The organism is Streptomyces sp. NBC_01257 (genome assembly GCF_035917255.1).
Classification (GTDB): Bacteria; Actinomycetota; Actinomycetes; order Streptomycetales; family Streptomycetaceae; genus Streptomyces.
On sequence record NZ_CP108472.1, the window covers coordinates 3,982,396 to 4,005,168 of the forward strand.

General features: G+C 71.1%; 21 protein-coding genes and 1 pseudogene. 11 read left to right on the plus strand and 11 right to left on the minus strand.

Going from position 1 to position 22,773, the window contains the following annotated elements; translation table 11 throughout:
- Positions 1 to 71: 71 nt before the first annotated feature.
- Together mqnP and OG408_RS16985 are read right to left on the minus strand one after the other, a co-directional pair.
- On the minus strand, positions 72 to 989 hold the full coding sequence (mqnP, locus tag OG408_RS16980) for a menaquinone biosynthesis prenyltransferase MqnP (protein WP_266779946.1): 918 nt from the start codon (positions 987 to 989) through the stop codon (positions 72 to 74).
- Positions 986 to 2,443, minus strand: coding sequence for a menaquinone biosynthesis decarboxylase (locus OG408_RS16985; protein WP_266779947.1), 1,458 nt, complete (start codon positions 2,441 to 2,443; stop codon positions 986 to 988). The genes mqnP and OG408_RS16985 overlap by 4 nt, the downstream gene beginning before the upstream one ends.
- An 89-nt stretch (positions 2,444 to 2,532) precedes the next feature.
- Between OG408_RS16985 and OG408_RS16990 the strand changes: the two genes are divergently transcribed.
- Positions 2,533 to 2,931, plus strand: a complete 399-nt coding sequence (locus tag OG408_RS16990) for a PLD nuclease N-terminal domain-containing protein (RefSeq protein WP_266779948.1) — start codon at positions 2,533 to 2,535, stop codon at positions 2,929 to 2,931.
- A gap of 43 nt (positions 2,932 to 2,974) precedes the next feature.
- Here OG408_RS16990 and OG408_RS16995 read toward each other — a convergent pair whose 3' ends face one another.
- Positions 2,975 to 3,439: a MarR family winged helix-turn-helix transcriptional regulator gene (locus OG408_RS16995; protein WP_266779949.1), complete on the minus strand. Its 465-nt coding sequence runs from the start codon at positions 3,437 to 3,439 to the stop codon at positions 2,975 to 2,977.
- Positions 3,440 to 3,646: 207 nt separating this feature from the next.
- Here OG408_RS16995 and OG408_RS17000 point away from each other — a divergent pair.
- The 5 genes and pseudogenes from OG408_RS17000 to OG408_RS17020 form a co-directional block, all read left to right on the plus strand.
- Positions 3,647 to 4,339: pseudogene (locus OG408_RS17000) on the plus strand (type 1 glutamine amidotransferase domain-containing protein); the annotation flags it as partial.
- Positions 4,337 to 5,653, plus strand: coding sequence for an aldehyde dehydrogenase family protein (locus tag OG408_RS17005; RefSeq protein WP_442806132.1), 1,317 nt, complete (start codon positions 4,337 to 4,339; stop codon positions 5,651 to 5,653). The pseudogene OG408_RS17000 and the gene OG408_RS17005, both read left to right, overlap by 3 nt.
- On the plus strand, positions 5,650 to 6,117 hold the full coding sequence (locus OG408_RS17010; protein WP_266779950.1) for a nucleoside deaminase: 468 nt from the start codon (positions 5,650 to 5,652) through the stop codon (positions 6,115 to 6,117). Before OG408_RS17005 ends, OG408_RS17010 begins: the two co-directional genes overlap by 4 nt.
- Positions 6,118 to 6,253: 136 nt before the next feature.
- Entirely contained in the window at positions 6,254 to 8,371 is a 2,118-nt protein-coding gene (locus OG408_RS17015) for a hypothetical protein (protein WP_285568182.1), read from the plus strand.
- Entirely contained in the window at positions 8,364 to 9,929 is a 1,566-nt protein-coding gene (locus tag OG408_RS17020; RefSeq protein WP_326670636.1) for an ABC transporter substrate-binding protein, read from the plus strand. The genes OG408_RS17015 and OG408_RS17020 overlap by 8 nt, the downstream gene beginning before the upstream one ends.
- 73 nt (positions 9,930 to 10,002) lie before the next feature.
- On the opposite strand, the gene ccsB is transcribed toward OG408_RS17020, so the two are convergent.
- From ccsB to hemL, 7 genes are all read right to left on the minus strand, one after another.
- A complete protein-coding gene (gene ccsB / locus OG408_RS17025; RefSeq protein WP_326670637.1) occupies positions 10,003 to 11,079 on the minus strand; it encodes a c-type cytochrome biogenesis protein CcsB in 1,077 nt (358 codons plus the stop codon).
- Positions 11,076 to 12,863, minus strand: a complete 1,788-nt coding sequence (resB, locus tag OG408_RS17030; protein ID WP_266779954.1) for a cytochrome c biogenesis protein ResB — start codon at positions 12,861 to 12,863, stop codon at positions 11,076 to 11,078. The genes ccsB and resB overlap by 4 nt, the downstream gene beginning before the upstream one ends.
- Before the next feature lie 6 nt (positions 12,864 to 12,869).
- Positions 12,870 to 13,631, minus strand: a complete 762-nt coding sequence (locus tag OG408_RS17035; protein ID WP_266779955.1) for a cytochrome c biogenesis CcdA family protein — start codon at positions 13,629 to 13,631, stop codon at positions 12,870 to 12,872.
- Positions 13,632 to 13,635: 4 nt separating this feature from the next.
- Positions 13,636 to 14,244 carry a TlpA family protein disulfide reductase gene (locus tag OG408_RS17040; protein WP_326670638.1) on the minus strand — a complete coding sequence of 203 codons (609 nt, stop codon included), beginning with the start codon at positions 14,242 to 14,244 and terminating at the stop codon, positions 13,636 to 13,638.
- A gap of 67 nt (positions 14,245 to 14,311) precedes the next feature.
- On the minus strand, positions 14,312 to 15,562 hold the full coding sequence (locus OG408_RS17045; protein WP_266779957.1) for a hypothetical protein: 1,251 nt from the start codon (positions 15,560 to 15,562) through the stop codon (positions 14,312 to 14,314).
- 379 nt (positions 15,563 to 15,941) lie between these two features.
- Complete coding sequence (locus OG408_RS17050) at positions 15,942 to 16,643, minus strand: histidine phosphatase family protein (protein ID WP_326670641.1); 702 nt, start codon at positions 16,641 to 16,643, stop codon at positions 15,942 to 15,944.
- Positions 16,640 to 17,956: a glutamate-1-semialdehyde 2,1-aminomutase gene (gene hemL / locus OG408_RS17055; protein WP_405403816.1), complete on the minus strand. Its 1,317-nt coding sequence runs from the start codon at positions 17,954 to 17,956 to the stop codon at positions 16,640 to 16,642. The genes OG408_RS17050 and hemL overlap by 4 nt, the downstream gene beginning before the upstream one ends.
- Before the next feature lie 129 nt (positions 17,957 to 18,085).
- On the opposite strand from hemL, the gene OG408_RS17060 reads away from it, so the two are divergent.
- Together OG408_RS17060 and OG408_RS17065 are read left to right on the plus strand one after the other, a co-directional pair.
- Entirely contained in the window at positions 18,086 to 18,673 is a 588-nt protein-coding gene (locus OG408_RS17060; RefSeq protein ID WP_266779960.1) for a hypothetical protein, read from the plus strand.
- A gap of 677 nt (positions 18,674 to 19,350) precedes the next feature.
- The gene (locus OG408_RS17065; protein ID WP_266779962.1) at positions 19,351 to 19,668 is read left to right on the plus strand and encodes a hypothetical protein; all 318 of its coding nucleotides are present in this window, start codon (positions 19,351 to 19,353) and stop codon (positions 19,666 to 19,668) included.
- Here OG408_RS17065 and OG408_RS17070 read toward each other — a convergent pair.
- Entirely contained in the window at positions 19,601 to 20,173 is a 573-nt protein-coding gene (locus tag OG408_RS17070; RefSeq protein WP_326670642.1) for a TIGR03086 family metal-binding protein, read from the minus strand. The genes OG408_RS17065 and OG408_RS17070 overlap by 68 nt on opposite strands.
- Before the next feature lie 89 nt (positions 20,174 to 20,262).
- Between OG408_RS17070 and OG408_RS17075 the strand changes: the two genes are divergently transcribed.
- The 3 genes from OG408_RS17075 to OG408_RS17085 all read left to right on the plus strand — a co-directional run bounded on the left by OG408_RS17075 (position 20,263) and on the right by OG408_RS17085 (position 22,718).
- Positions 20,263 to 21,084 carry a helix-turn-helix domain-containing protein gene (locus OG408_RS17075; RefSeq protein ID WP_326670643.1) on the plus strand — a complete coding sequence of 274 codons (822 nt, stop codon included), beginning with the start codon at positions 20,263 to 20,265 and terminating at the stop codon, positions 21,082 to 21,084.
- Between the two features lie 58 nt (positions 21,085 to 21,142).
- The gene (locus tag OG408_RS17080; protein WP_266779965.1) at positions 21,143 to 21,673 is read left to right on the plus strand and encodes a GNAT family N-acetyltransferase; all 531 of its coding nucleotides are present in this window, start codon (positions 21,143 to 21,145) and stop codon (positions 21,671 to 21,673) included.
- A 184-nt stretch (positions 21,674 to 21,857) separates the two neighbouring features.
- A complete protein-coding gene (locus OG408_RS17085) occupies positions 21,858 to 22,718 on the plus strand; it encodes an NmrA family NAD(P)-binding protein (protein WP_326670646.1) in 861 nt (286 codons plus the stop codon).
- Positions 22,719 to 22,773: the final 55 nt, after the last annotated feature.

The window sequence follows — 22,773 nt, forward strand, 5'->3', positions numbered from 1 at the left end:
AATCCACACCCCCGAGCCTATCCGGCAGCCCGTACCACCGACGCGTCAGGAGTTCCGGACCGTCGCGGGTGCTACACCGTCAGGCCCCGCACCAGCAGGTCCAGCAGCGCGCACGCGAACAGTGCGATCCCGATGAACCCGTTGACCTGGAAGAACGCCCGGTTGAGCCTTGAGAGGTCGTGCGGCCGCACCACCCGGTGCTCGTACACGAAGGCCACCGCGACGATCACCATGCCGATCCAGTAGAAGAGCCCGGCCTCCGTGGCCAGACCGAACCAGACCAGCAGGCCCGTCGTCACCGCGTGGCAGACCCGCGCCCCCCACAGCGCCGCCGGCACCCCGAAGCGCGCCGGGACGGACAGCACCCCGTGGGCGCGGTCGGCCTGCACGTCCTGGCAGGCGAAGATCAGGTCGAAGCCGCCGATCCAGACGCCGACGGCAAGACCCAGGATCACCGCGTCCCACGACCAGCTGCCGGTCACGGCCAGCCAGGCGCCGATCGGGCCCATGGCCTGGGCGATGCCCAGGATGGCGTGCGGGTAGTTCGTGAACCGCTTGCCGTACGGGTAGACGACCATCGGGATCACGGCGACCGGGGCCAGCGCCAGACAGAGCGGGTTCAGCAGGGCCGCGGCCCCGAGGAACACGACGACGGCGACGAGCGCCCCCGTCCACGCCGACTTCACCGACACCGCACCGGTCACCAGCTCACGGCCCGCGGTGCGCGGATTGCGGGCGTCGATCTCCCGGTCGATGATCCGGTTCGCGGCCATGGCGAACGTCCGCAGCCCGACCATCGCGATCGTGACGAGCAGCAGCGTGCCCCAGTGGATGCTCTCGTCCACCCGGAACATCGCGGTCAGGGCGGCGATGTAGGCGAAGGGCAGCGCGAAGACCGAGTGCTCGATCATCACGAGCCGCAGGAACGCCTTGACCTTGCTGTTCGGTTGCGCGGGCCCGGAGCCCAGGGTCGCTTCGGCGGCGCTCACAGTCCGTATTCCTTCCAGCGGCGGTCGACCTTCGCCGCCGTGTCCGGGTCGGACTCGACCATGTCCGGCCAGCCCCCGTCCCGGGTGTAGCCCTCCTCGGGCCACTTCTTCGTCGCGTCGATGCCCGCCTTGCCGCCCCAGAACTGCTGGTAGGAGGCGTGGTCGAGATGGTCGACGGGTCCTTCGGCGACGGTGAGGTCGCGCGCGTAGTCGGTGTTGCCGAGGGCCCGCCAGGACACCTCGTGCAGATCGTGGACGTCGCAGTCGGAGTCCACGACGACGATCAGCTTGGTCAGCGACATCATGTGCGCGCCCCAGATGGCGCTCATCACCTTCTGGGCGTGCTTCGGGTACTTCTTGTCGATCGAGACGATCGCGCAGTTGTGGAAACCGCCGGACTCGGGCAGGTGGTAGTCCACGATGTCCGGCACGATGATCTTGAGCAGGGGCAGGAAGAACCGCTCGGTGGCCCGACCCAGCGGCCCGTCCTCGGTCGGCGGCCGGCCCACCACGATCGACTGGAGCAGCGGGCGCTTGCGCATGGTCACGCAGTCGATGGTCAGCGCGGGGAACGGTTCCTGCGGGGTGTAGAACCCGGTGTGGTCGCCGAACGGCCCCTCGGGGAGCATCTCCCCCGGCTCCAGCCAGCCCTCGATGACGACCTCGGCGTTGGCCGGGACCTGGAGCGGCACGGTCTTGCAGTCGACCATCTCGATGCGCTTGCCCTGGATGAAGCCGGCGAAGAGGTACTCGTCGATGTCCCCGGGCAGCGGCGCGGTGGAGGCGTACGTGACCGCGGGCGGCGCCCCGAAGGCGATGGCGACCGGCAGCCGCTCGCCGCGCTTGGCGGCGACCTGGTAGTGGTTGCGGCTGTCCTTGTGGATCTGCCAGTGCATCCCGATGGTGCGGCGGTCGTGGCGCTGGAGGCGGTAGAGCCCGAGGTTGCGGACGCCGGTCTCGGGGTGCTTGGTGTGCGTGAGCCCGAGGTTGAAGAACGAGCCGCCGTCCTTGGGCCAGGTGAACAGCGCGGGCAGCCGGTCCAGGTCCACGTCGTCGCCGGTGAGGACGACCTCCTGGACGGGGGCGTTCTCGCTCTTCACCTTCTTCGGCGGTACGTGCACCATCGTGCCGAGCTTGCCGAAGGCCTCCCGGACGCCGACGAAGCCGTGCGGCAACTCCGGCTTGAGCAGTCCGCCGATCTTGTCGCTGATCTCGGCGTAGGACTTCAGCCCGAGCGCCTTGAGGAGCCGCCTGTCGGTCCCGAAGACGTTCATGGCCAGGGGCATCGAGGACCCCTTGACGTTCTCGAAGAGCAGCGCGGGACCGCCGGCCTTGTTGACCCGGTCGACGATCTCACCGACCTCCAGGTAGGGGTCGACCTCGGCCTTGATGCGCTTGAGCTCGCCCTCGCGCTCCAGAGCCCGGAGGAGGGATCGAAGATCGTCGTAAGCCATGCCGTCCAGTATCGGCCACCCGCTACCCTGGGCCCGTCACCGGGGCGGGACATTGCCCCGCCAACTCTCCTCTGGGGGACTTTTCCACCATGCTCCGGGCCCTGATCTATCTCCTGCCTCTGGCGCTGACGATCTTCGCGTTCATCGACTGTCTGAACACCCCGGAGGACGAGGCCAAGCACCTGCCGAAGATCGCCTGGGTCTTCATCATCCTGCTCTTCTGGATCGTCGGCCCGATCGTGTGGCTGGCCGCGGGCAAGGTGCGCGAGGCGCCCGCCGGAGGCCGTACGCCCTCCGAATGGCATCGCGGCCACCGGCAGCAGTGGGTGGCGCCGGACGACAATCCCGACTTCCTCAAGTCGCTGAAGGACGAGAACCAGAAGGACGAGGCCGTCCTCAAGGACTGGGAGGCGGACCTGCGCCGCCGCGAGGACGAGCTGAAGCGGCGCGAGGGCGGGCCGGAGGAGTCGGCTCCGCCGGCTTCCTGACCGGTCGGCCCGTTCCGGGCCGGATCACGCGCGGAGCGCCGCGTCACGCGTAGAGCAGCTGCCCCAGCCGGTTGAGCAGGGGCAGCAGGGCGGTGCGCTCCTCCGGGGTGAGCGCTTCGAGTGCGCCGTGCACGGCGCGCATCTCGGCGCGGAGGGTGTGGGCGAGCTCGGTGCCCTCGGGAGTGCGGCTCGCGACCTTGGAGCGGCGGTCGCCGGGGGCCGGGGTGCGGCGGACCAGGCCGCGGGCCTCCATGCGGCCGACGAGGCCGGTGGCGTTGGAGGCGTCGCAGACCAGGTGGGCGGCGAGCGCGCTCATCGGCATGGGCGCGTTGAGTGCGATGAGCGCGCGGGCCTGCGAGGTCGACAGGCCATGACGGGCGGCGACGGCGGTGAGGTCGTCGTGGTGGCCGCGGACGACGACGGCGAGCGGCTCCAGGAGGTCGTCCGGGGTCGGCACGGGTCGATCGTCCGGAGCAGTGGCGGCGCGGGGCGTCGGTTCGGTGGTCATGGTCGGCCATTCTTCGATCGGCATCCGCCGACATTTATTTGACTTGCTCAACTTCTGGCAGTTACATGAAGTGAGTTGCTTGAGCATATCAAGCTTCGGGCCCGGCGCACATGCCGAGCAGCGCATCACGCGCACCGCATCACGTACACCGCATCACGCGCACCGCATTCCGCGCACCGCGTCCCGCCGTCCGCAGGGAGTACCCCCATGCCCTCCGTCCTGTTCGTTCTCACCGGCGCCGACCACTGGACCCTCGACGACGGCACCGCCCACCCCACCGGCTTCTGGGCCGAGGAGCTGGCGGCGCCGCACCGGGTCTTCACCGAGGCCGGGTACGCCGTCACCCTCGCCACTCCCGGCGGCGTCACCCCCACCGTCGACGCGGGCAGCCTGACCGCCGCCGCCAACGGCGGCCAGGAGCAGGCCGACGCCGTCGCCGCGTACCTCGGCACGATCGGCCCCGAGCTCCGCACCCCGGCCCGGCTGGAGGACATCCGCCCGGACCGCTACGACGCCGTGTTCTACCCGGGCGGCCACGGCCCCATGGAGGACCTGGCCGTCAGCGAGCTCTCCGGGCGGCTGCTGACCACCGCGCTCGACTCCGGTACGCACCTCGGCGTGCTCTGCCACGCACCGGCCGCCCTGCTCGCCGCCCGGCGCGAGGACGGCTCCTGGCCCTTCGCCGGCTACCGCATGACCGGCTTCAGCAACGCCGAGGAGTCCATCGGCGGCCTCGCCGACAAGGCGCCCTGGCTGCTGGAGGACCGGCTGGTCCAGCTGGGCGCCGACTACACGGCCGCCGCCCCCTTCGCCCCGCACACCGTCACCGACCGCACCCTGCACACCGGCCAGAACCCGGCCTCCTCCGAGCAGCTGGCCCGCGAGATCGTCGCCGCGCTGGCCCCCGTCGAGACCCCGGCCGAGACCGTCGACCGGCTGCGCGCCACCTTCCGTACCGGCCGCACCAAGAGCCTGGACTGGCGCACCGGACAGCTCCGGCAGCTGCGCTCGCTGCTCACCGAGCACGGGGACGAGCTCGCCGACGCGCTCCACGCCGACCTCGGCAAGAGCCGCAAGGAGGCGTACCGCACCGAGATCGACTTCACGATCCGCGAGATCGACCACACGCTGGAGCGCCTGGCCGACTGGCTGCGCCCCGAGCCCGCCCCCGTGCCGGCCTCGCTCGGCGGGGCGACGGCGCACACCGTGCAGGACCCGCTCGGCGTCGTCCTGGTCATCGCGCCCTGGAACTACCCGGCGCAGCTGCTGCTCGCCCCGGTCGTCGGCGCGCTGGCCGGGGGCAACGCGGTGGTGGTCAAGCCGAGCGAGATGGCGCCCGCGACCTCAGCCGCCGTCGCCCGGCTGCTGCCGCGCTTCCTGGACACGGACGCGGTCGCCGTCGTGGAGGGGGGCGTCCCCGAGACCACCGCTCTGCTCGCGGAGCACTTCGACCACATCTTCTACACCGGCAACGGCACGGTGGGCCGCATCGTGATGGCCGCCGCGGCGAAGAACCTCACCCCGGTCACGCTCGAACTGGGCGGCAAGTCACCCGTGTTCGTGGACCGGGACACGGACCTCGGGGCGGTCGCGGGCCGGCTGGCGGCCGGCAAGTTCCTGAACGCGGGCCAGACGTGCGTCGCCCCCGACTACGTGCTGACCGACCCGGAGACCGCCCCCGCTCTCGCGGACGCGCTCGCCGCCGCGGTCGAGGGGCTGTACGGGGCGGACGCCTCGGCCCACCCCGAGTACGGCCGGATCGTGAACCGCCGCCACTTCGACCGGCTCACCGGGCTGCTCGGCTCGGGCCGCACGGTGACCGGCGGGACGTACGACCGGGACAGCAAGTACATCGCCCCGACCGTGCTGGCCGACGTGGCTCCGGACGCGCCCGTGATGCGGGAGGAGATCTTCGGCCCGGTGCTCCCGATCGTGACGGTCGGCGGGCTGGACGAGGCGATCGCGTTCATCAACGACCGCGACAAGCCGCTGGCGCTGTACGCGTTCACCGAATCGGACGCGGTACGCGAGCGGCTGATCGCCGAGACCTCGTCGGGCGCGGTCGGCATCGGGCTGCCGCTGGCCCATCTCACCGTCTCCGACCTGCCGTTCGGCGGCGTCGGCGAGAGCGGGATGGGGAACTACCACGGCCGGTACTCGCTGGAGACGTTCAGCCACCGCAAGGCGGTCCTGGACACCCCGATGCCCTCATGAGCGCGGCCGGCCGGGACGCCGCATGGCTGGCCACCGCCCTCGACGAGGCCCGGACCTCGCTCGCCGGGGGCGGCATCCCGATCGGCGCCGCGCTCTACGGTGCGGACGGCGTGCTGCTCGGGCGCGGCCACAACCGCCGGGTGCAGGACGGCGATCCGTCCGTGCACGCGGAGACGGCCGCGTTCCGGGCGGCCGGGCGGCAGCGCTCGTACCGCGGCACGACGATGGTGACGACCCTGTCCCCGTGCTGGTACTGCTCCGGTCTGGTGCGGCAGTTCGGGATCTCGCGGGTGGTGATCGGCGAGGCCGAGACCTTCCACGGCGGGCACGACTGGCTGGCCCGGCACGGCGTGGAGATCGTGCTGCTCGACGACGAGGCCTGTACGGAGCTCATGCGCGGTTTCGTACGGGAGCACCCCGCACTGTGGAACGAGGACATCGGCGAGGACATCGGCGAGGGCTGAGCCGCCCCTTGTCCCGTACCTCCCACGGCCCGCCGGCGTCGATCGTTCGAAAATCTTCACTCGCCTCCAACACCCTGCCGATATCCTGATGTTGACGGTGTGACAGACCGGGGCGGGCGTCGGCGCTGGGGGTGCTGTGGAACGAGAGCTGTACGGGCGCGAGGCGATCTTCGGGGACGACGGACTTGCGGCGCGCCTGACCGGCCTCACTCCGCACGGCTCCCGCCGGATCGTCTGCGAACACGACGACGATCCGCCCGTCGCGGTCCTGACCGGCGGCCGCGGCATGGGCAAGACCGCCGTGCTGAAGCAACTGCGCCATCTGTACCGGGAGATCACCCCGATCGCCCTGGTGGACTGCGAGGCCGTACAGCCGCCCGCGGACCCCGGACCGGGCTGGACGCCGGTGACCGGGGTGCTGCCGGAGCTCGCCACCCAGCTCACGGCCCGGGTGCACGCCGCCCGCCCGGTGCCCTTCCCCCGGCTGAGCCTCGGCCTGGTGGCGGTCGCCTCGGTGTCCTGGCGGCGGGAGGACGAATCGCGGGCCCAGCGCGATCTGCAGTCGCTCGGCCCGGTGCTGGCCACGGTCGACACCCGCGGCGACGCCGCGACGGGCTGGGTCACCAAGGTGCTGACGAAACTGGCGGCGGGGGCCTTCGACTCGGTGGCGCCGATGGCCGGCATGGTCGCGGAGGCGACCGTGGAGACGGTGCTGGAGGAGACGTTCAACCGGTTCCAGCGGCGGGCCGCGGACTGGTACGGGACGTATCCGCACGCCGGCGGCAACGGCCGCATCGGGCTGCGGCAGCTCGCGGTCGACTTCGAGCGGGGCGGTGACCTGCGCCGCCGCGCCGAGGACCATCTGGTGCTGGCCCTGGTCGCCGACCTGGTGCGGGCCTACCGCGGGATGGCCCGCGGCGCCCGGCGCGGCCGCCGCCCGGTGCTGCTCCTCGACAACGCGCACACCCCCCTGGGCCGGCAGCTGGTCGAGCCGCTGCTGCGGCAGCGCGCGGCCGGGGCCCGGGACCAGATCGCGGTCTTCGCGACCTCGCGCATCCATGACCACACCGGCCTGAGCCACGCGGTACGCCGCCGGCTGCCGGAGGTGGCGCACGCCTCGCACTGGGCACGGGGCACCGAGATCACCTCGGGAATCCTCGCCGTCGGCCTCACCCCGCTGGACGCGGGCCATGTCCGGTCGGCGCTCGACCGGCACGACCCGCGCGGCCGCACCCCCGCCGGGCTGGCGCGCGGGGTGCACCGGCTGACGGGCGGCCGCCCGCTCGGGGTGGCGCTGCTGGCGCAGGCGGCGGGCGAGGCGGACGCGCCGGGCACCCTGGTCCCCGGTGCGCTGCTGGACTGCACGGTGGAGGTCCGGGAGGACCGGCCGCCGGTCCGGGTCGCCGGGGAACTGCTGGAGCGGCTGCTGCCCGGGCAGCGCCCGGACGTGCTGAGCGTGCTGGCCGCCGCGCACGGCGAGGAGTCGGCCCGGCTGCTGGCCACGACCCGGCTGCGCGGGGCCTCGCTGGACGGCGATGTGGCGCTGCGGGTGCGTGACGCGCTGCGCTCGGAGGACTGGCCGGTGGGGCCGGACCACTTCGTCGCCGATCCGCTGCTGCGGGCGCTGCTGCTGCACCGGCTGCGGTTCCAGGACGACGATCCGCCGTACTACGCGGTGTGGCGGGCGGTGCACGAGACGCTGCGTTCGGCGTACGCCACCGGGGGCGCCTGCCCGAGCGAGCCGCACCGGCTGCACCAGGAGCTGGTGCTGGGCAGGACGGAGGACTGCGTGACGCATCTGCGGGTGCGGTTCGCCCTCCCCGGCGTACCGGCCTGGCTCGACGCGCTGCGGTTCATCGCCTCGGCTCCCTTCCCCCGCCCGCCCGGCAGCACCGGACCCGATCCGCGGCGGGCCGTCGCGCTGGGCCGGGAGGCGGCGTCGGACGAGGAGCGGGACGCGCTCACCGGGCTGGACGAGCGGGCCGCCGAACTCCATTTGCAGCTGCGGCGGTTGCTCCACGCCGTCTGGCTGCTCTCCGATCCGCTGGCCCTGCCGGACGAAGAGGTGATCGACAAGATGGCGCACGAACTGCGGCAGTTGTCCGGCCGGCACCCGACGGGGCACGCGGTGCTCTGGGACGCGGCGACGCACTGGCCGCGCGATCTGCGGGAATGGCGGGAGCTGTCCATGCCACCGGGAGCCCCGGGCCCGGACGGCTCCGGTGCTCCGGGGGGCGGTGGTCCGGATGCGTAATCCGCTGCGGTACCGCGTGTGGTGGACGACCCGGCAGAAGATCGTCACCTCCGTCGTCGTGGGCGCCCTGCTGGTCACGTCCGTCTGGTACGGCGTGGGCCGGCTCACCGCCCCCGAGGACCGCTCCTGCGCGGCGGGAGTCAGCCGCCCGCAGGACAGCGACGAGTGCATCGGGGTGTCCGGTGACGGCTACGACTTCGAACAGCCGCAGCTGACCTCGGTGGCCGCGGCGATCGGCCGGGAGAACCGCTCGCTCAAGGCGGGCGGGTACGCGACCGTGGCACTGCTGCTCCCGCTGACCTCGACCGACACGTCCATGCGGACGAAGGTCCTGCACGAACTCCAGGGCGCGTTCGCCGCGCAGTACCGGGCCAACCACCACGCCAACGGACAGGTGCCGCAGATCCGGGTGGTGCTCGCCAACACCGGGAGCAACAGCCTGCAGTGGGAACCGGTGGTGGCCCGGCTGCGGACGATGACGGACGCCCCGGACCAACTGCGCGCGGTGTCCGGGGTCGCGATCAGCAGCACGCAGAACAAGGCGGCGGTGAAGAGGCTGACCGACGCCGGGATTCCGGTCGTGGGCACCACGATCACCGCGGACGACATCGCCAACGGCCCGGCCGGCGACCCGTTCCCCGGCCTGGCCCGGGTGTCGCCGACCAACCGGGACGAGGCCCGTGCGCTGGCCTCGTTCGGCGAGGTGAAGGCGGACAGGGCGCTGCTGGTGCAGGACACCCGCAGCGGCGACCACTACACGGACACCCTGAAGTCGGCGTTCAGCACACTGCTGAAGGGGTCGAAGTACGAGCCGCAGCTGTTCACCTCGCGGAAGGACCCGTACGACGAGGGGACGACGGCCAACACCTTCGAGCAGATCACCCATCTGATCTGCGACACGGACGCGGACACGGTGTTCTTCGCCGGCCGGCACGTCCAGCTGCGCCAGTTCGTCAACGCGCTGGGCGCGCGGGGCTGCCAGAGCCGCCGGTTCACGGTGCTCACCGGGGACGAGGGCTCGTATCTGGGCGACGACAAGAAGCTCGACCGGGACGCGCTGCGGCGCGAGGTGACCGTCCGCTACGCCTCCTTGGCGCACCCGGACGCCTGGCCCACCGTGGCGGCGGGGAAGAAGCAGCCGACGGGCGGTTCGGCGGCGGACTACCGGGCGTTCGTGGATCTGCTGGCCGAGGTGGGGAAGAAGCCGGCCGGCCCGGTCGGGCCGACCGCGCACGACGACCTGACCGACGGGCAGGTGATCATCGCCCATGACGCGATGACGCTGGCGGTGGCGGGCATCCGGCGGGCGACCACGGACGGCAAGGAGCTGCCGGGTCTTGAGGACGTGGGCGGCCAGTGGCCCCGGGTGAAGGGGTCGCTGCGGGTGCGGGGGGCCAGCGGCTGGATCTGCCTGGACAACCACGGCAACCCGTACAACAAGGCCGTGCCGGTGGTGGAGCTGGCGCCGGACGCGCCGCACCAGCGGTTCGCGGCGCTGGCCTGGCCGGAGGGGAAGCCGCCGGACGCGCGGTGCCTGCCGCCGTCCGCGGCTCCCTGACCGGGAGGACGACGACGGCTGCCCGCCCCCGCCGGAGCGGGGACGGGCAGCCGTGGTGTGTCCGCGGGAGGTCTCAGACGCCGGCGTAGGAGTGCTTGCCGGTGACGAAGATGTTCACGCCGTAGTAGTTGAAGATCCAGCAGCCGAAGGCGATCAGCGCCAGGTAGGCGGCCTTGCGGCCCTTCCAGCCGGCGGTGGCGCGGGCGTGCAGGTAGCAGGCGTACGCGACCCAGGTGATGAAGGACCAGACCTCCTTGGGGTCCCAGCCCCAGTAGCGGCCCCAGGCGTCGCCCGCCCAGATCGCGCCCGCGATGATCGTGAACGTCCACAGCGGGAAGACCGCGGCGTTGATCCGGTACGAGAACTTGTCGAGGCTCGACGCGGACGGCATCCGGGAGAGCACGGACTGGGCGAAGGCGCCCGGCTCCCGGCCGTTGGCGAGCTTGTTCTCGTAGCTGTCGCGGAACAGGTAGATCAGGGTGCCGATGCCGCCGATGAAGAACACGGCGCCGCAGATGATGGCGGTGGAGACATGGATCCACAGCCAGTACGAGTGCAGCGCGGGCACCAGCTGGTCGCTGGAGGTGTAGAGGACCGTGGTCGCGAGGCCGAGGTCCAGCAGGACGGCGGTGACCAGGATCAGGCCCATCCAGCGGACGTCCTTCTTCAGGGCGAGCAGGATCAGGTACGCCCCGACCGCCACCGTGGAGAAGGTGATGGAGAACTCGTACATGTTGCCCCAGGGGGCGCGCTGCACGGACAGGGCGCGGGCGACGACCCCGCCTGCCTGGACCAGGAAGGCGAGCACGGTCATGGAGACCGCGATCCGCCCGTAGAGGTCGCCCTTGAAGGTGCCGCCCGCGGCACCTGGCCCGTCCGGCACGTCGCGCGAACCGGCCGCGGAGCGGGTGACGATCTTCGGCCGCTCCAGGACGGCGGTGCCGCCCTTCTGGGCGACCTGGACCTTCACCGCGCCGGCGGCGCTCTCGGGCGTCAGCTCGGCGGCGGTGCGGCCGACCTTGCTGCGGGAGCCGAACACCCACTCGGCGATGTGCGCGAAGAAGGCCAGGGTGTAGACGGCCATCGACGAGTAGATCAGCACATTGCTGGTGTGTGCCAGGCTCTCGTTGGTTGCGGCGGCGAGATTCACTTCTCAGCCCCTTCGGAAGGTTCTGCGGAGGACGCGGCGACGACGGGGGTGCCGGAATCCGGATCGGTGTCGGGGTCGGTGTCTGAGCCGGGCGCGGTGGGCGCGACGGCGTTGAGCGTGACCGCGAGATCGGCCAGCTCCTCGGGAAGCTTCGCGGACTCGCTGCGGCCGAGCCCTGCCATTTCGACGACGGTCACACCGTCGCCGCCGCGCACGGCCCGGATCCAGACCCGGCGCCGCTGGATGAAGAGGGAACCGGCGAGTCCGGCGATCGCGCCGATGGCCCCGGTGAGCGCCCAGCCGCTGGCGGGCTGCTCGGAGATCTGGAAGCTGGCCCACTCATGGAGCCCCTCGAAGGTGATCGAGCCGGCGCCGTCGGGCAGCTTCATCGTCTCGCCGACCAGCAGCCGCTGCTTGAGCTGCTTGCCCTTGGAGTCCTTGAACTCCTTCATCTTCGACTTGTCGAGCTGGTAGACGTTCTGCGGCAGTCCGGAGTCGACGCCGAGGGAGCCGTGGTAGCCGTTGAGCGCCAGGACCGGCATGTCGGCGGCCGGGAACTGCGAGAACATCGTGCCCTTGCCGCTGCCGGCGAAGGTCGGCACGAAGAAGGCCTGGAAGCCCAGCTGGTCCTTCTTGCCGCTCTTGTCGCGGTAGCCGTCCATCACCTTGATCGCGCCGGACGAGGTGACGTTGTTGTCGAGGGGCAGCAGCGGCACGGCGGCCTTGTAGACCTCCTTGCCCCTGCCGTCCTTGACGGAGACGACGGGCGCGTAGCCGTGGGCGTTGAGATAGACCTTGGTGCCGTCGACGACGAGGGGCTCGTTGACCTTGATGACGGACTTCTTGTCCTTGCCGTCGACGCCCTCGGAGTACGTGATGTGCGCCTCGTACGTGCGCGGCGTGCCGATCTGCGGGCCGCTGCGCTCGTACGTACCGATGAAGTCGTCGAGGGTGAAGCTGAAGGGGGCCAGCGAGTCGTTGTCGAAGAGCGAGCCGGACTTGAAGTCGTCGTACTGGGTGATCGTGTTGGAGAACCCGTCGCCCTCGACGACGAGCTTGCCGCCCTCGGACTTGAAGAGCTGTCCCCAGGCGAAGGCCACCAGCATCACGATCAGCGCGATGTGGAACATCAGGTTCCCGGCCTCGCGCAGATAGCCCTTCTCGGCGGCGACCGCGTCCCCGTCGACGTGGGCCCGGTAGCGGCGCCTGCGCATCATCTTCAGCGCGGCCTCGTGGACCTCGGCGGGCTCGGCCTCCGTGCGCCAGGTGGTGTACGCGGGCAGCCGGGTCAGGCGCCTGGGTGCGCCCGGCGGGCGGCTGCGCAGCTGGCCGACGAACGTGCCGGTGCGCGGCACGATGCAGCCGATGAGGGAGATGAACAGCAGGATGTAGATCGCGGAGAACCACACCGAGCTGTAGACGTCGAAGAACTGGAGCTTCTCGTAGATCGGCGTGACGGTGGTGTGGAGCCCCTTGAAGGTCTGCACCTTGAGCTCGTCGACGCTGTTCTGCGGGATCAGCGAGCCGGGGATGGCGCCGAGCGACAGCAGGAAGAGCAGGATCAGCGCGACCCGCATGGAGGTGAGCTGGCGCCAGAACCAGCGCGCCCAGCCGATGATCCCCATGGCGGGCAGGCCGGCCAGGGACTCCTCGCGCGGGGCGGTGGAGAGCTGGGAGCCGGCGGCGCCGAGTTCACGGGCGGTCTCCCGGTCCTGCTCCGCGCGCACCTCCCGCTCGTCGGGGCGCTCGCGCTCCTGCGGAGGGTTGGACTTGGTGTTGCTCATCGGAACTCAGATCCCCACCGTGAAGCCGTTGGACCAGCCCTGCAATTCCTGCATCATGCTGCCCCACGCGCCGGTCAGCAGGAGCAGCCCGGTCACGATCATCATGCCGCCGCCGATGCGCATGACCCAGGCGTAGTGGCGCTTGACCCAGCCGAACGCGCCGAGTGCCTTGCGGAAGGCGACGGCAGCGAGGACGAAGGGCAGACCGAGGCCGATGCAGTACGCGACGGTCAGTATCGCCCCGCGTCCGGCGGTGCCCTGGTCCATCGCCAGGATGCTCACCGAGCTCAGCGTCGGCCCGAGGCACGGCGTCCAGCCGATCCCGAAGAGCGCGCCGAGCAGCGGGGCGCCCACCAGGCCGGTCACCGGCTTCTTGTGGATGCGGAACTCGCGCTGGGTCATCCACGGCATCAGGCCCATGAAGAAGACGCCCATGAGGATCATCAGCACGCCGAGGACCTTCGTGAGCGGTCCGCTGTTCTCCTGGAGCGTGTCGCCGAAGTAGCCGAAGAGCGCACCGCCGGAGACGAACACGGCGGTGAAGCCGGCCACGAACAGCGAGGCTCCCGCGACCATGCGGCCCCGCCGGGCGTCGGCCAGGTCGGCGCCGCTGACCCCGGTGACGTAACTGAGGTAGCCGGGGACGAGCGGCAGGACGCAGGGCGAGAAGAAGGAGACGAGCCCGCCGAGCAGGGCGATGGGCAGGGCGACCAGCAGGGCTCCGCTCAGGACCGTCTCGTTCTGCGTGGCGGCGGCGAGGGTGATCACCTGATCACTTCTCCGCGATCAGCGGGTCGATCATCTTGCGCAGCTTGGTGGCGTCGAGCGCGGCCAGGGAGCGGGCGGCGATCTTGCCGTCCCGGTCGATGACGACGGTCGACGGAATGGTCTGCGGGCGGAGCGTGCCCTTGGGGAAGCGGAGCATGAGCTTCCCGGTCGGGTCGTAGAAGCTGGGGTAGGTCACCCCGAAGTCCTGCTCGAAGCTGACCGCCTGGGCCCGCTCCGGGTCCCGGGTGTTGATCCCGAGGAACTGGACGCCCTGGCCCTCGGTGTCCGCGGCGACCTCGGCGAAGTGCTTCGCCTCCGCGCGGCAGGGGCCGCACCACGAGCCCCAGGCGTTCAGGACGACGACCTTGCCCTTGTAGTCGGAGAGGTTCAGCGCCTTGCCCTCCAGGGACTTGCCGTCGAGCTTCGGAGCGGCGGCGCGCTCGCCCCTGGCCACGGTGGAGATTCCGCCACTGCCCGTGACGAAGTGCGTGTCGCCGCCACCACCGGTCTTGTTGTCCGAGCTGCACGCGGTCAGCGTGAGTGCGAGCGCGGCAGCCGCCGCGGGGGCGGCGAGCAGGGTGAAGCGGCGTCGGGATGCGCGGCCATAGCTCATGTGAAAAGTTTCGCATGGCGGTTTCGGGGATCTTGGGCACCCCCCTCGGTGCCCGTAAAGCCCGTTGTCAGGCCTGTTTAAAGAAGGTGTTCCAGCCACCGTCGGGTGCCTGACCGACCTCCAGCGTACGGAGCTTGGCAAGGACCGCCGGGTCCTGGACGTCGAGCCAGTCGACGAACTGCCGGAAGGAGACGAGGCGCACATCGGGCTTCCCCGCGATGTGCTTGAGCACGTCCTCGACGGCATCCATATAGATGCCGCCGTTCCACTCCTCGAAGTGGTTTCCGATGTAGAACGGCGCACGGTTCGTCTCGTACGCGCGCTGGAAACCGTTGATGTACGACTGGGTCGCCTGATCGCGCCAGCCCGGATACCGGGAGGGCATTCCCTTGGTCGAATTCTGCGACTGGTTGGCCAGGATGTTGTAGTCCATCGAGAGCACCTCGAAGGTGTGCCCGGGGAACGGGATGCCCTGGAGGGGCAGGTCCCAGACGTCCATCCGCTTGGTCGGCCACACCTGGGTGCCGCCGGGCGAACTGGCGTCGTAGCGCCAGCCGAGCTTCTTCGCGGTCGGCAGCAGATTGTCCTGTCCGAGCAGACAGGGGGTGCGGCCGCCGATGAGTTCCTTGCGGTAATCGAAAGGCAGCGGGTCGAGGTCGGTCCAGCCGGTGTTGGTGCGCCATTCGGTGACGAAGGAGACCGACTGATCGATTTCGCTCTGCCACTGGGAGGCAGACCAGTTGCCCACCGATCCGGAGCCGCCGCAGAAATGCCCGTTGAAGTGCGTGCCGATCTCATGGCCGTCGAGCCAGGCCTGGCGCACGTTCTTGAGCGTCTCCTTGATGTGACCGTCGGTGAGATAACCGATGTCGGAGGCGCCGATGGGGTTGTTGGGCGGGCGGTAGAGGGTTTTCTTCGATTCGGGCAGCAGATAGAGCCCGGAGAGGAAGAAGGTCATCGCCGCGTCGTGTTCCTTGGCGAGTTCCAGAAAGCGCGGGAAGAGTCCGTTGCCGACCTCGCCGGCACCGTCCCAGGAAAAGATCACGAACTGCGGCGGCTTCTGGCCGGGTTCGAGCGGCACGGGCGCGGACGGCTGGTGCGGCTGCTTCCCGGTGTCGGCGGTGGAACCGTCCCCGATGGAGCGGACGTCCTTCTTCGCGGGTTTGCCCTTGACCGCGCCGTCGGCACCCTTCTCCCCCTTGGCGGGCCCGGACCGGCCCGTATCGGACGAGCCGGACGTACTGCAGCCCGCCACCCCGATGGCGGCCGCGGCCCCAAGTCCGGCTCCGATCAAACCCCTTCGGCTGATGTCGCGCATGCCGTTCCCATCTGCGGTCGTTTTGCCTCAAGTCCATACAAACTGCCAAAGGCTTAGATGGGTGAAGCAACACGAGGGTTCCCCGAATTAGCACACAATTCTTTACGGAACCAGACCCTGGCCATGACCGAACACAAGACCGACCACAAAACCCCCGCAAAAACGGCACGCCGAAACCCCGAACGACATAAGTCCGCCCGGTTGGGTCACAAACGATCAGGAACGGTCCAGGAACACCCAGATCAAGCCCGTCGAGGGATCCCCGCCCTGGAGGCCATGGGGGAGATTGAGGACAAAACGCCCACCGGGTCGCACCCGGGCCCACCACCGGCCACCCCGGGGCGGACCCGAATCCGAAGACCCCCGGCCCAGGGGCCGGCTACGCGCCGAACCCCTTGGACGCCCCCTTCACCGGCTTCGCCCCCGCCAGCAAATGCGCCGGCACCAGATCCCGCGCCGGCTCCGAGTACCCGACGGACACGATCTTGTCGCCCTGGTACGTGAAGCTGGTCAGCGAGGCCAGCGTGCACTGCCGCTTGCGCGGGTCGTGCCACAGCCGCCGCCGCTCCACGAAGCTCCGCACGATCCAGATCGGCAGCTGGTGGCTGACGCACACCGCCTCGTGACCGCGGGCCGCCTCCCGCGCCGCGTCCAGGGCGCCCATCATGCGGACGACCTGCTCGATGTACGGCTCACCCCACGACGGCCGGAACGGATTGGTGAGGTGCTTCCAGTTGTCCGGCTTGCGCAGCGCCCCGTCACCGACACCGAAGGTCTTGCCCTCGAAGACGTTGGCGGCCTCGATCAGCCGCGCGTCGGTCGCGAGGTCCAGCCCGTGCGCCTTGGCGACCGGCGTGGCCGTCTCCTGGGCCCGCTCCAGCGGGGAGGCGACGACATGCGTGATGTCGCGCTTCTCCAGGTGCTCGGCCACCCGGTCGGCCATCTGCCGGCCGAGCTCGGAGAGGTGGTAGCCGGGGCGGCGCCCGTACAGCACGCCCTCCGGGTTGTGCACCTCTCCGTGGCGCATCAGGTGGACGACGGTGATGTCCTTGCGTCCGGTGTCGCTGCTGGTCTCGCTCATGCGGTGGCCTCCGATGCGGCGCGGGCTGCGGCGGGCAGCGCGGCGGCGATCCGCTCGACGGCCCGGGTGTCGTGGGCCGTGGAGACGAACCACGACTCGAAAGCGGACGGCGGGAGGTAGACGCCCTGCGCCAGCAGCGAGTGGAAGAACGGGGTGAAGCGGAAGGACTCCTGCTGCTTGGCGTCGTCGTAGTTGCGGACGGGCCGGTCCGTGAAGAACACGGAGAACATGTTGCTCGCCGCCTGCACGGTGTGGGCGACGCCCTCCTTGTCCAGGGCCTGGCTCACCAGCCCGCGGATCTCCGCGGAGACCGCGTCGACCTTCGCGTACGCGGCGTCGTCGAGCAGGCGCAGCTGGGCGAGTCCGGCGGCGGTGGCGACCGGGTTACCGGACAGCGTGCCCGCCTGGTAGACCGGGCCGGCCGGGGCCAGGTACGCCATCACGTCGGCGCGCCCGCCGAACGCCGCGGCCGGGAAGCCGCCGCCCATGACCTTGCCGAACGTCATCAGGTCGGGCACCACCCCGTCGACGCCGAACCAGCCGGCCTTCGACGTACGGAACCCGGTCATCACCTCGTCGGAGATGTACAGCGCGCCGTTGGCGGCGCAGAGCGCCTTGAGCCCCGCGTTGAAACCGTCCAGCGGCGGCACGACGCCCATGTTGCCCGGCGACGCCTCGGTGATCACACAGGCGATCTCGCCGGGCTGCGCGGCGAAGGCGGCCCGTACGGCCTCCAGGTCGTTGTAGGGCAGCACGATCGTGTCGCCGGCCTGGGCGCCGGTGACCCCCGGCGTGTCCGGCAGACCGAAGGTCGCCACCCCGGACCCGGCGGCGGCGAGCAGCGCGTCGACGTGACCGTGGTAGCAGCCGGCGAACTTCACGATCTTCGCGCGGCCGGTGAAACCGCGGGCGAGGCGGATCGCGGACATGGTCGCCTCGGTGCCGGACGACACCAGCCGTACCTGCTCCACGGGTCCGACCCGGGCCACGATCTCCTCGGCGAGCGCGACCTCGCCCTCACCGGGCGTACCGAACGAGGTGCCGCGGGCGACGGCCTCCTGGACGGCGGCGATCACTTCGGGGTGGGAATGGCCGAGAATCATCGGCCCCCACGAGCACACGAGGTCGACATACTCACGACCGTCGGCATCAGTGAGGTACGGACCGGTGCCGGACACCATGAAGCGGGGCGTACCGCCCACGGCCCGGAAGGCACGTACCGGAGAGTTCACGCCACCGGGCGTCACGAGGGACGCGCGGTCGAAAAGCGTCTGCGAAACTGGGGCGTCATAGGGAAAGCTCACACATGCCATGGTGTCAGAGCCGCGGACGGACTTGCGGACAGGTGTTTCACCGCACGTTCGCGGGGGAGGTCACTGACACGATGATCGGGTTGCGCGGCGGGGGCTGTGTCTCCTAGTTAGTAGTCGGGTGGATGAGATATGCATCGCGGTGGCGGAGTGGGCGAAGGGACCGACGACCTGGGGCCCGAGCCTGCCCGGCGAGGTCGGCACCGGCGCGAGGCTGAGCGCAAGCAGGGCATACAGGCCGGCGGTGCGCAGGTCGGAGCCGGAAGCAGGAGTGGTGGCCGGGTGGGGGTGACCTACAAGTATTTCGGGGCACCCGACGGCGCCACTGCCGCACGCGTGCCCATTTCCATGCGCCCGGAGGAGCTCGGCGGCGACGAGCTCGGCATGGGCGGCATGTTCACCAAGATCAAGCCGGAGACGGTGGCCGCGATGGTCCTCACCGGCATACAGGGCATACCCCTGCACAAGGTCCCGCCGCTGGAGCTGGTCGTCCTGCACCCCGACTACGCGGTGGTCAAGCTCCCCATGACGGTCGTGGACCCGCTGCGCGGCGTGGGCGAGGAGTCCGTGGGCGCGGCCGCCTTCATCTGGTCGACGGTCCCGGACCGCGGCGGCCCGCGTGACGCGTTCAACGTCTACCAACTGCTGCACGAGTGGCAGGACTTCAGCCACCGCCTGCACGACGCGGGGCACCAGGCGTACTGCCTGGTCTGGCCCTGACCCCGCCCCTGGTTCTTCCCGCTCCGGTACGGGCCGGGCCCGTACCGCACCGGGCCGGCCGGGCGCGCCCACGGGGGGGGCACCGGTTCCACGCGAGGCCCGCACGAGGCCCGTGCGGCTCCGCCGACCAATCCGGCAGGGCGTTCGCACCGAACCACTCATGTAAGCCGACGCACTCCCGCGGCGGCACAACCGCCACGACGGTCACTCCCCGCCCACCAGGTGAGAACCATGGCACCAACCCGGCAGCTGCTCAGCCGAGACCTTCCCCCGCTCTTCGAGACGCCCGACCTCCCGGGCGCACAGATCCCGGTCCCACAGGGACACTGGTGCCTGGAGAGCGACGCCGACATCTCCGCGGCAAGCCCGGAGACGCAGTCGCCCCCGCCCCCGTCGTCACCCGCGTCACTGCTGCCGTCGCCGTCGCTGCCGCCGTCCCCGTCGCGGTATCCGCACCCGTGCCCGTCGCCGTGGGAACAGGCTCCCGCCGAACGCACACGCCGCTGATCGGCCCTCCGCCGAACACACGGCCCAGAACACGTCACCCAGGGCGCCCACCTGCACGAAGGGCGCCCTTCGGCCATTCATATCCGGCCATTCATTGGCCGAAGAATGATCTTCAGCTGACCTGCCGATCCTGCCGATGCAGGAGGCATCGACACTGAAGGAGGCCTGCCATGGGCGACACTCTGCTGGCTCTGTCCATTCCTGTGCTGGTCTTCGCCAGCGGCATCTACGCGGCATGCGAGAGCTGGTGGCGGCGACGGCACCCCGCGCCGCCGTCCCCGTACACCCATCAGGCGGCCCGGCTGGCCGAGCGCGCGATGCTGGTGGACGCCGAGAGGATCGTGGACGGCGCCTACGAAACCCTCGGCACGCTCTACGACGGCCCGACGGCGACGGACACACACATTCCGGCCACCGGCGTCACACCCGGGGCGGCTGCCAGTCAGGGTCCCGACCGGTCAGCGCCAGCACCCGCGCGAAGGGGCTAGCCCCGTCCCGTACGGGGAAGGGCTCGCCGAACACCTTCGCCTCCCGCGCCTTCGGAGCCATCCCCTCCAGGGCGGGACCGAGCTCGTCCACCACCGCGGCGTCCGGCTCGAAGTCCTGGCCGGTGGCCCGGGCCAGGTCCCACGCGTGCACGGTCAGGTCGCCGAGCACCATGTGCCCGACCGTCCGGGCCGGGAACCCCCTGGCGCCCGCGGTCCCCTCCTCCGCGCCCGGCGCGGCCCACGCCGCGACCAGCGCGTCCGTCTTCTCGCCGAAGCGCTCCCGCCAGTCGCCGGTGACCGCGTCCGCGGCCGCACCGGACTCCGTGTCGTGCCGGGCCCCGAGCGCGGTGAAGTTGACGACCACCTGGACGAGGTGACCGGCCAGGGCACGGACGTCGTACTCCGCACACGGAGTGGGGTCGTCCAGCCGGCTGTCGTCGATGCCGCGGATCACGGGCAGCGCACTGCCCGCCGCCGCATCCAGGAGTTCACTGATCTTCTTCATGACCCGACCATGCATCGGACGGGCCTCCGGGTCTTGAAGAAACGCGACAACCGGGACATGGCCGCGGACGCGATCTAGGATCGGCAGTCATGTCCGGCCCCCGAAGTCCCCGTCGCGACACCCGCGGCATCGTCGACGCCACCGAGCTGTTCACGCACGTGCGCTTCCGGCGCCGCGAGCCGGCCCCCGAGCTGCGCCCGTACCTGGAGCACTACTGGCTGATCGACTGGGACCTGCCCGAGCCGTACGCCTCCCATCTGGTCCCGCACCCCAGCGTCAACCTGGTCTTCGAGCGGTACGCCGGCTGCGGCGACGAGGAGAGCGGGTTCGCGGAGGTCTCGGGCATCGGCCTGGAGCTCTTCACGCAGAAGCTGGAGGGGCGGGGGCGCGTCTGCGGTGTGCAGTTCAGGCCCGGTGGCTTCCGGCCCTTCGCGCCGGACCGGCCGGTGTCGGAGTGGACCGGCCGCCGGGTCCCCGCGCCCGAGGTGTTCGAGCCGCCCGCCCCGCCGTCGGCCGTACTGGATCCGGAGCAGGAGGACGCCCGGGTCGCGGCGCTCGACGCCTACCTGCTGGCGCTCGGCCCCGAGCCTGATCCGCAGGCCGACCGGGCGATGGCCCTCGTCGACCTGGTGCGCACCGACCGCACCGTCCGCCGCGTCGACGACCTGGCGCACGCCGAAGGCCTGTCGACGCGGTCGCTGCAACGGCTCTTCGCCACGTACGTGGGCGTCGGCCCCAAGTGGGTCATCCTCCGCTACCGCATCCACGAGGCCCTGGAACGCGCCGAATCGGACCCGGAGGTGGACTGGGCGGGTCTCGCCGCGGACCTCGGCTACAGCGACCAGGCCCACCTGGTCAGGGACTTCACGGCGACGGTGGGCGTACCTCCGACGCTGCTCAGCGCCCGCTGACCCGGCCGGGCGGACGAACGGCCCGCCGGGTGTCGGCGGCGCGTCCTACAGTTCTGGAATGGAGCGCACCACAGCATCATCCGTACGGATCGAGCCCTGGTCGGAGGGCGACCTGGAGCTCCTCCGCCGGGCCAACGCACCGGAGCTGATGGACCACCTCGGCGGCCCCGAGTCCGAGGAGCAGCTCATAGGGCGCCACGGCCGCTATGTGGCGCTGAGCGCGGACCGGACGGGCCGGGGCAGGATGTTCCGCATCGCCCTGCCCGGCGAGGCCGAGGCCGTGGGCACCATCGGCTTCTGGGAGCGCACCTGGCAGGGCCAGGAGGTGTACGAGACGGGGTGGGCGGTCCTCGCGGAGTTCCAGGGCCGCGGCATCGCGTCGGCGGCGACGGCGGCCGTGGTGGAGCAGGCCCGCGCCGAGCACCGGCACCGCTACCTGCACGCCTACCCGTCCGTGGCGAACGCCCCGTCGAACGGGGTGTGCCGCAGGGCGGGCTTCACCCTGATCGGTGAGTGCGAGATCGAGTACCCGCCGGGACATCCCCTGCTGACCAACGACTGGCGCCTGGACCTGCACCCGGACCGCTGACGGGGCCCGGGAGGACGGGGCCCGGGAGGGAGCCATCCAAAGCGTTTGACGGGCGGGGGCACCTCCTGGATATTTATCTGCGTCACGCAGCTTATGCACCACGAAGGCGATCGGTGCGATGCCCTCGGCACCCCGAGACCATCACCGCACCTCACCCCTTCGCCCCGACAGAGGAGATCCACCCATGCCCATCGCACCCACCACACCCACCACGCTCGTCACCGGCTCCCGCGGCCGCGTCGGCTCCGCGCTCGTCCGGCTCCTGCACCGAGGAGGCCACTCCGTGCGGGCCGCCTCCCGCCATCACAACGACCTCGTCCTGCCGGCCGGTGTCCCGTCCGTGGCCTGCGATCTCGGCGACCCCGCCACGTTCGCGGCCGCCCTCGACGGCGTCGGCTCCGTCTTCCTCTACGCCGAGCCGTCCCGCATCACCGACTTCCTCGCCGCCGCACGGACCGCCGGCGTCGGGCACATCGTCCTGCTCTCCTCCAGCGCGGTCCTCGCCCCCGACGCCGCGACCAACCCGATCGCGGCCTCCCACCACGCGGTGGAACAGGCCCTGGCCGGCTCGCCCGTCACCGCGACACTGCTGCGCCCCGGCGCCTTCGCGGGCAACGCCCACCAGTGGGCGGAGTCCTTCCGGTCCGGCCGCACCGTCGAACTGCCCTACCCGCGCAGCCGGACCAGCCCCATCGACGAGGCCGACATCGCCGAGGCGGCGCTCGCCGTCCTCACCGACCCCCGCCTGCAGGGCGCGGCGTACCACCTGACCGGCCCCGCGTCCCTCACCGCCGCCGAGCAGGTCGCGCTCCTGGCCGAGGCGGCGGGCAGGCCCGTCACCGTCGAAACCGTCAGCAGGGACGCCTGGAAGAAGGCCGTGTCGCCCTTCATGCCGGAGGTGATCGCCGAGGGGCTGCTCGACTACTGGGCCGCCACCGAGAAGTCACCCGCCGATGTCACCGGCGACCTGCGGAAACTGACCGGCCGTCCGGCCCGTACGTTCGCCGACTGGGCCACCGGGAACGCCGCCGCCTTCCGCCCCTGACCCGGCGGGCCCGCCCGGTCAATCCCGTGGCCCGCTCCCCCGCCCCGATGGCATC

Coding starts and splice junctions, on each gene's coding strand:
- OG408_RS16995 (WP_266779949.1), bottom strand. CDS start 3,439: ATGACCACCGAACCGACGCCCCGCGCCGCCACTGCTCCGGACGATCGA.
- OG408_RS16990 (WP_266779948.1), top strand. CDS start 2,533: ATGCTCCGGGCCCTGATCTATCTCCTGCCTCTGGCGCTGACGATCTTC.
- OG408_RS17085 (WP_326670646.1), top strand. CDS start 21,858: ATGCCCATCGCACCCACCACACCCACCACGCTCGTCACCGGCTCCCGC.
- OG408_RS17045 (WP_266779957.1), bottom strand. CDS start 15,562: ATGCGCGACATCAGCCGAAGGGGTTTGATCGGAGCCGGACTTGGGGCC.
- OG408_RS17070 (WP_326670642.1), bottom strand. CDS start 20,173: ATGAAGAAGATCAGTGAACTCCTGGATGCGGCGGCGGGCAGTGCGCTG.
- OG408_RS17050 (WP_326670641.1), bottom strand. CDS start 16,643: ATGAGCGAGACCAGCAGCGACACCGGACGCAAGGACATCACCGTCGTC.
- hemL (WP_405403816.1), bottom strand. CDS start 17,956: ATGGCATGTGTGAGCTTTCCCTATGACGCCCCAGTTTCGCAGACGCTT.
- OG408_RS16985 (WP_266779947.1), bottom strand. CDS start 2,443: ATGGCTTACGACGATCTTCGATCCCTCCTCCGGGCTCTGGAGCGCGAG.
- OG408_RS17060 (WP_266779960.1), top strand. CDS start 18,086: ATGCATCGCGGTGGCGGAGTGGGCGAAGGGACCGACGACCTGGGGCCC.
- resB (WP_266779954.1), bottom strand. CDS start 12,863: ATGAGCAACACCAAGTCCAACCCTCCGCAGGAGCGCGAGCGCCCCGAC.
- OG408_RS17010 (WP_266779950.1), top strand. CDS start 5,650: ATGAGCGCGGCCGGCCGGGACGCCGCATGGCTGGCCACCGCCCTCGAC.
- OG408_RS17075 (WP_326670643.1), top strand. CDS start 20,263: ATGTCCGGCCCCCGAAGTCCCCGTCGCGACACCCGCGGCATCGTCGAC.
- OG408_RS17065 (WP_266779962.1), top strand. CDS start 19,351: ATGGGCGACACTCTGCTGGCTCTGTCCATTCCTGTGCTGGTCTTCGCC.
- OG408_RS17040 (WP_326670638.1), bottom strand. CDS start 14,244: ATGAGCTATGGCCGCGCATCCCGACGCCGCTTCACCCTGCTCGCCGCC.
- OG408_RS17020 (WP_326670636.1), top strand. CDS start 8,364: ATGCGTAATCCGCTGCGGTACCGCGTGTGGTGGACGACCCGGCAGAAG.
- OG408_RS17080 (WP_266779965.1), top strand. CDS start 21,143: ATGGAGCGCACCACAGCATCATCCGTACGGATCGAGCCCTGGTCGGAG.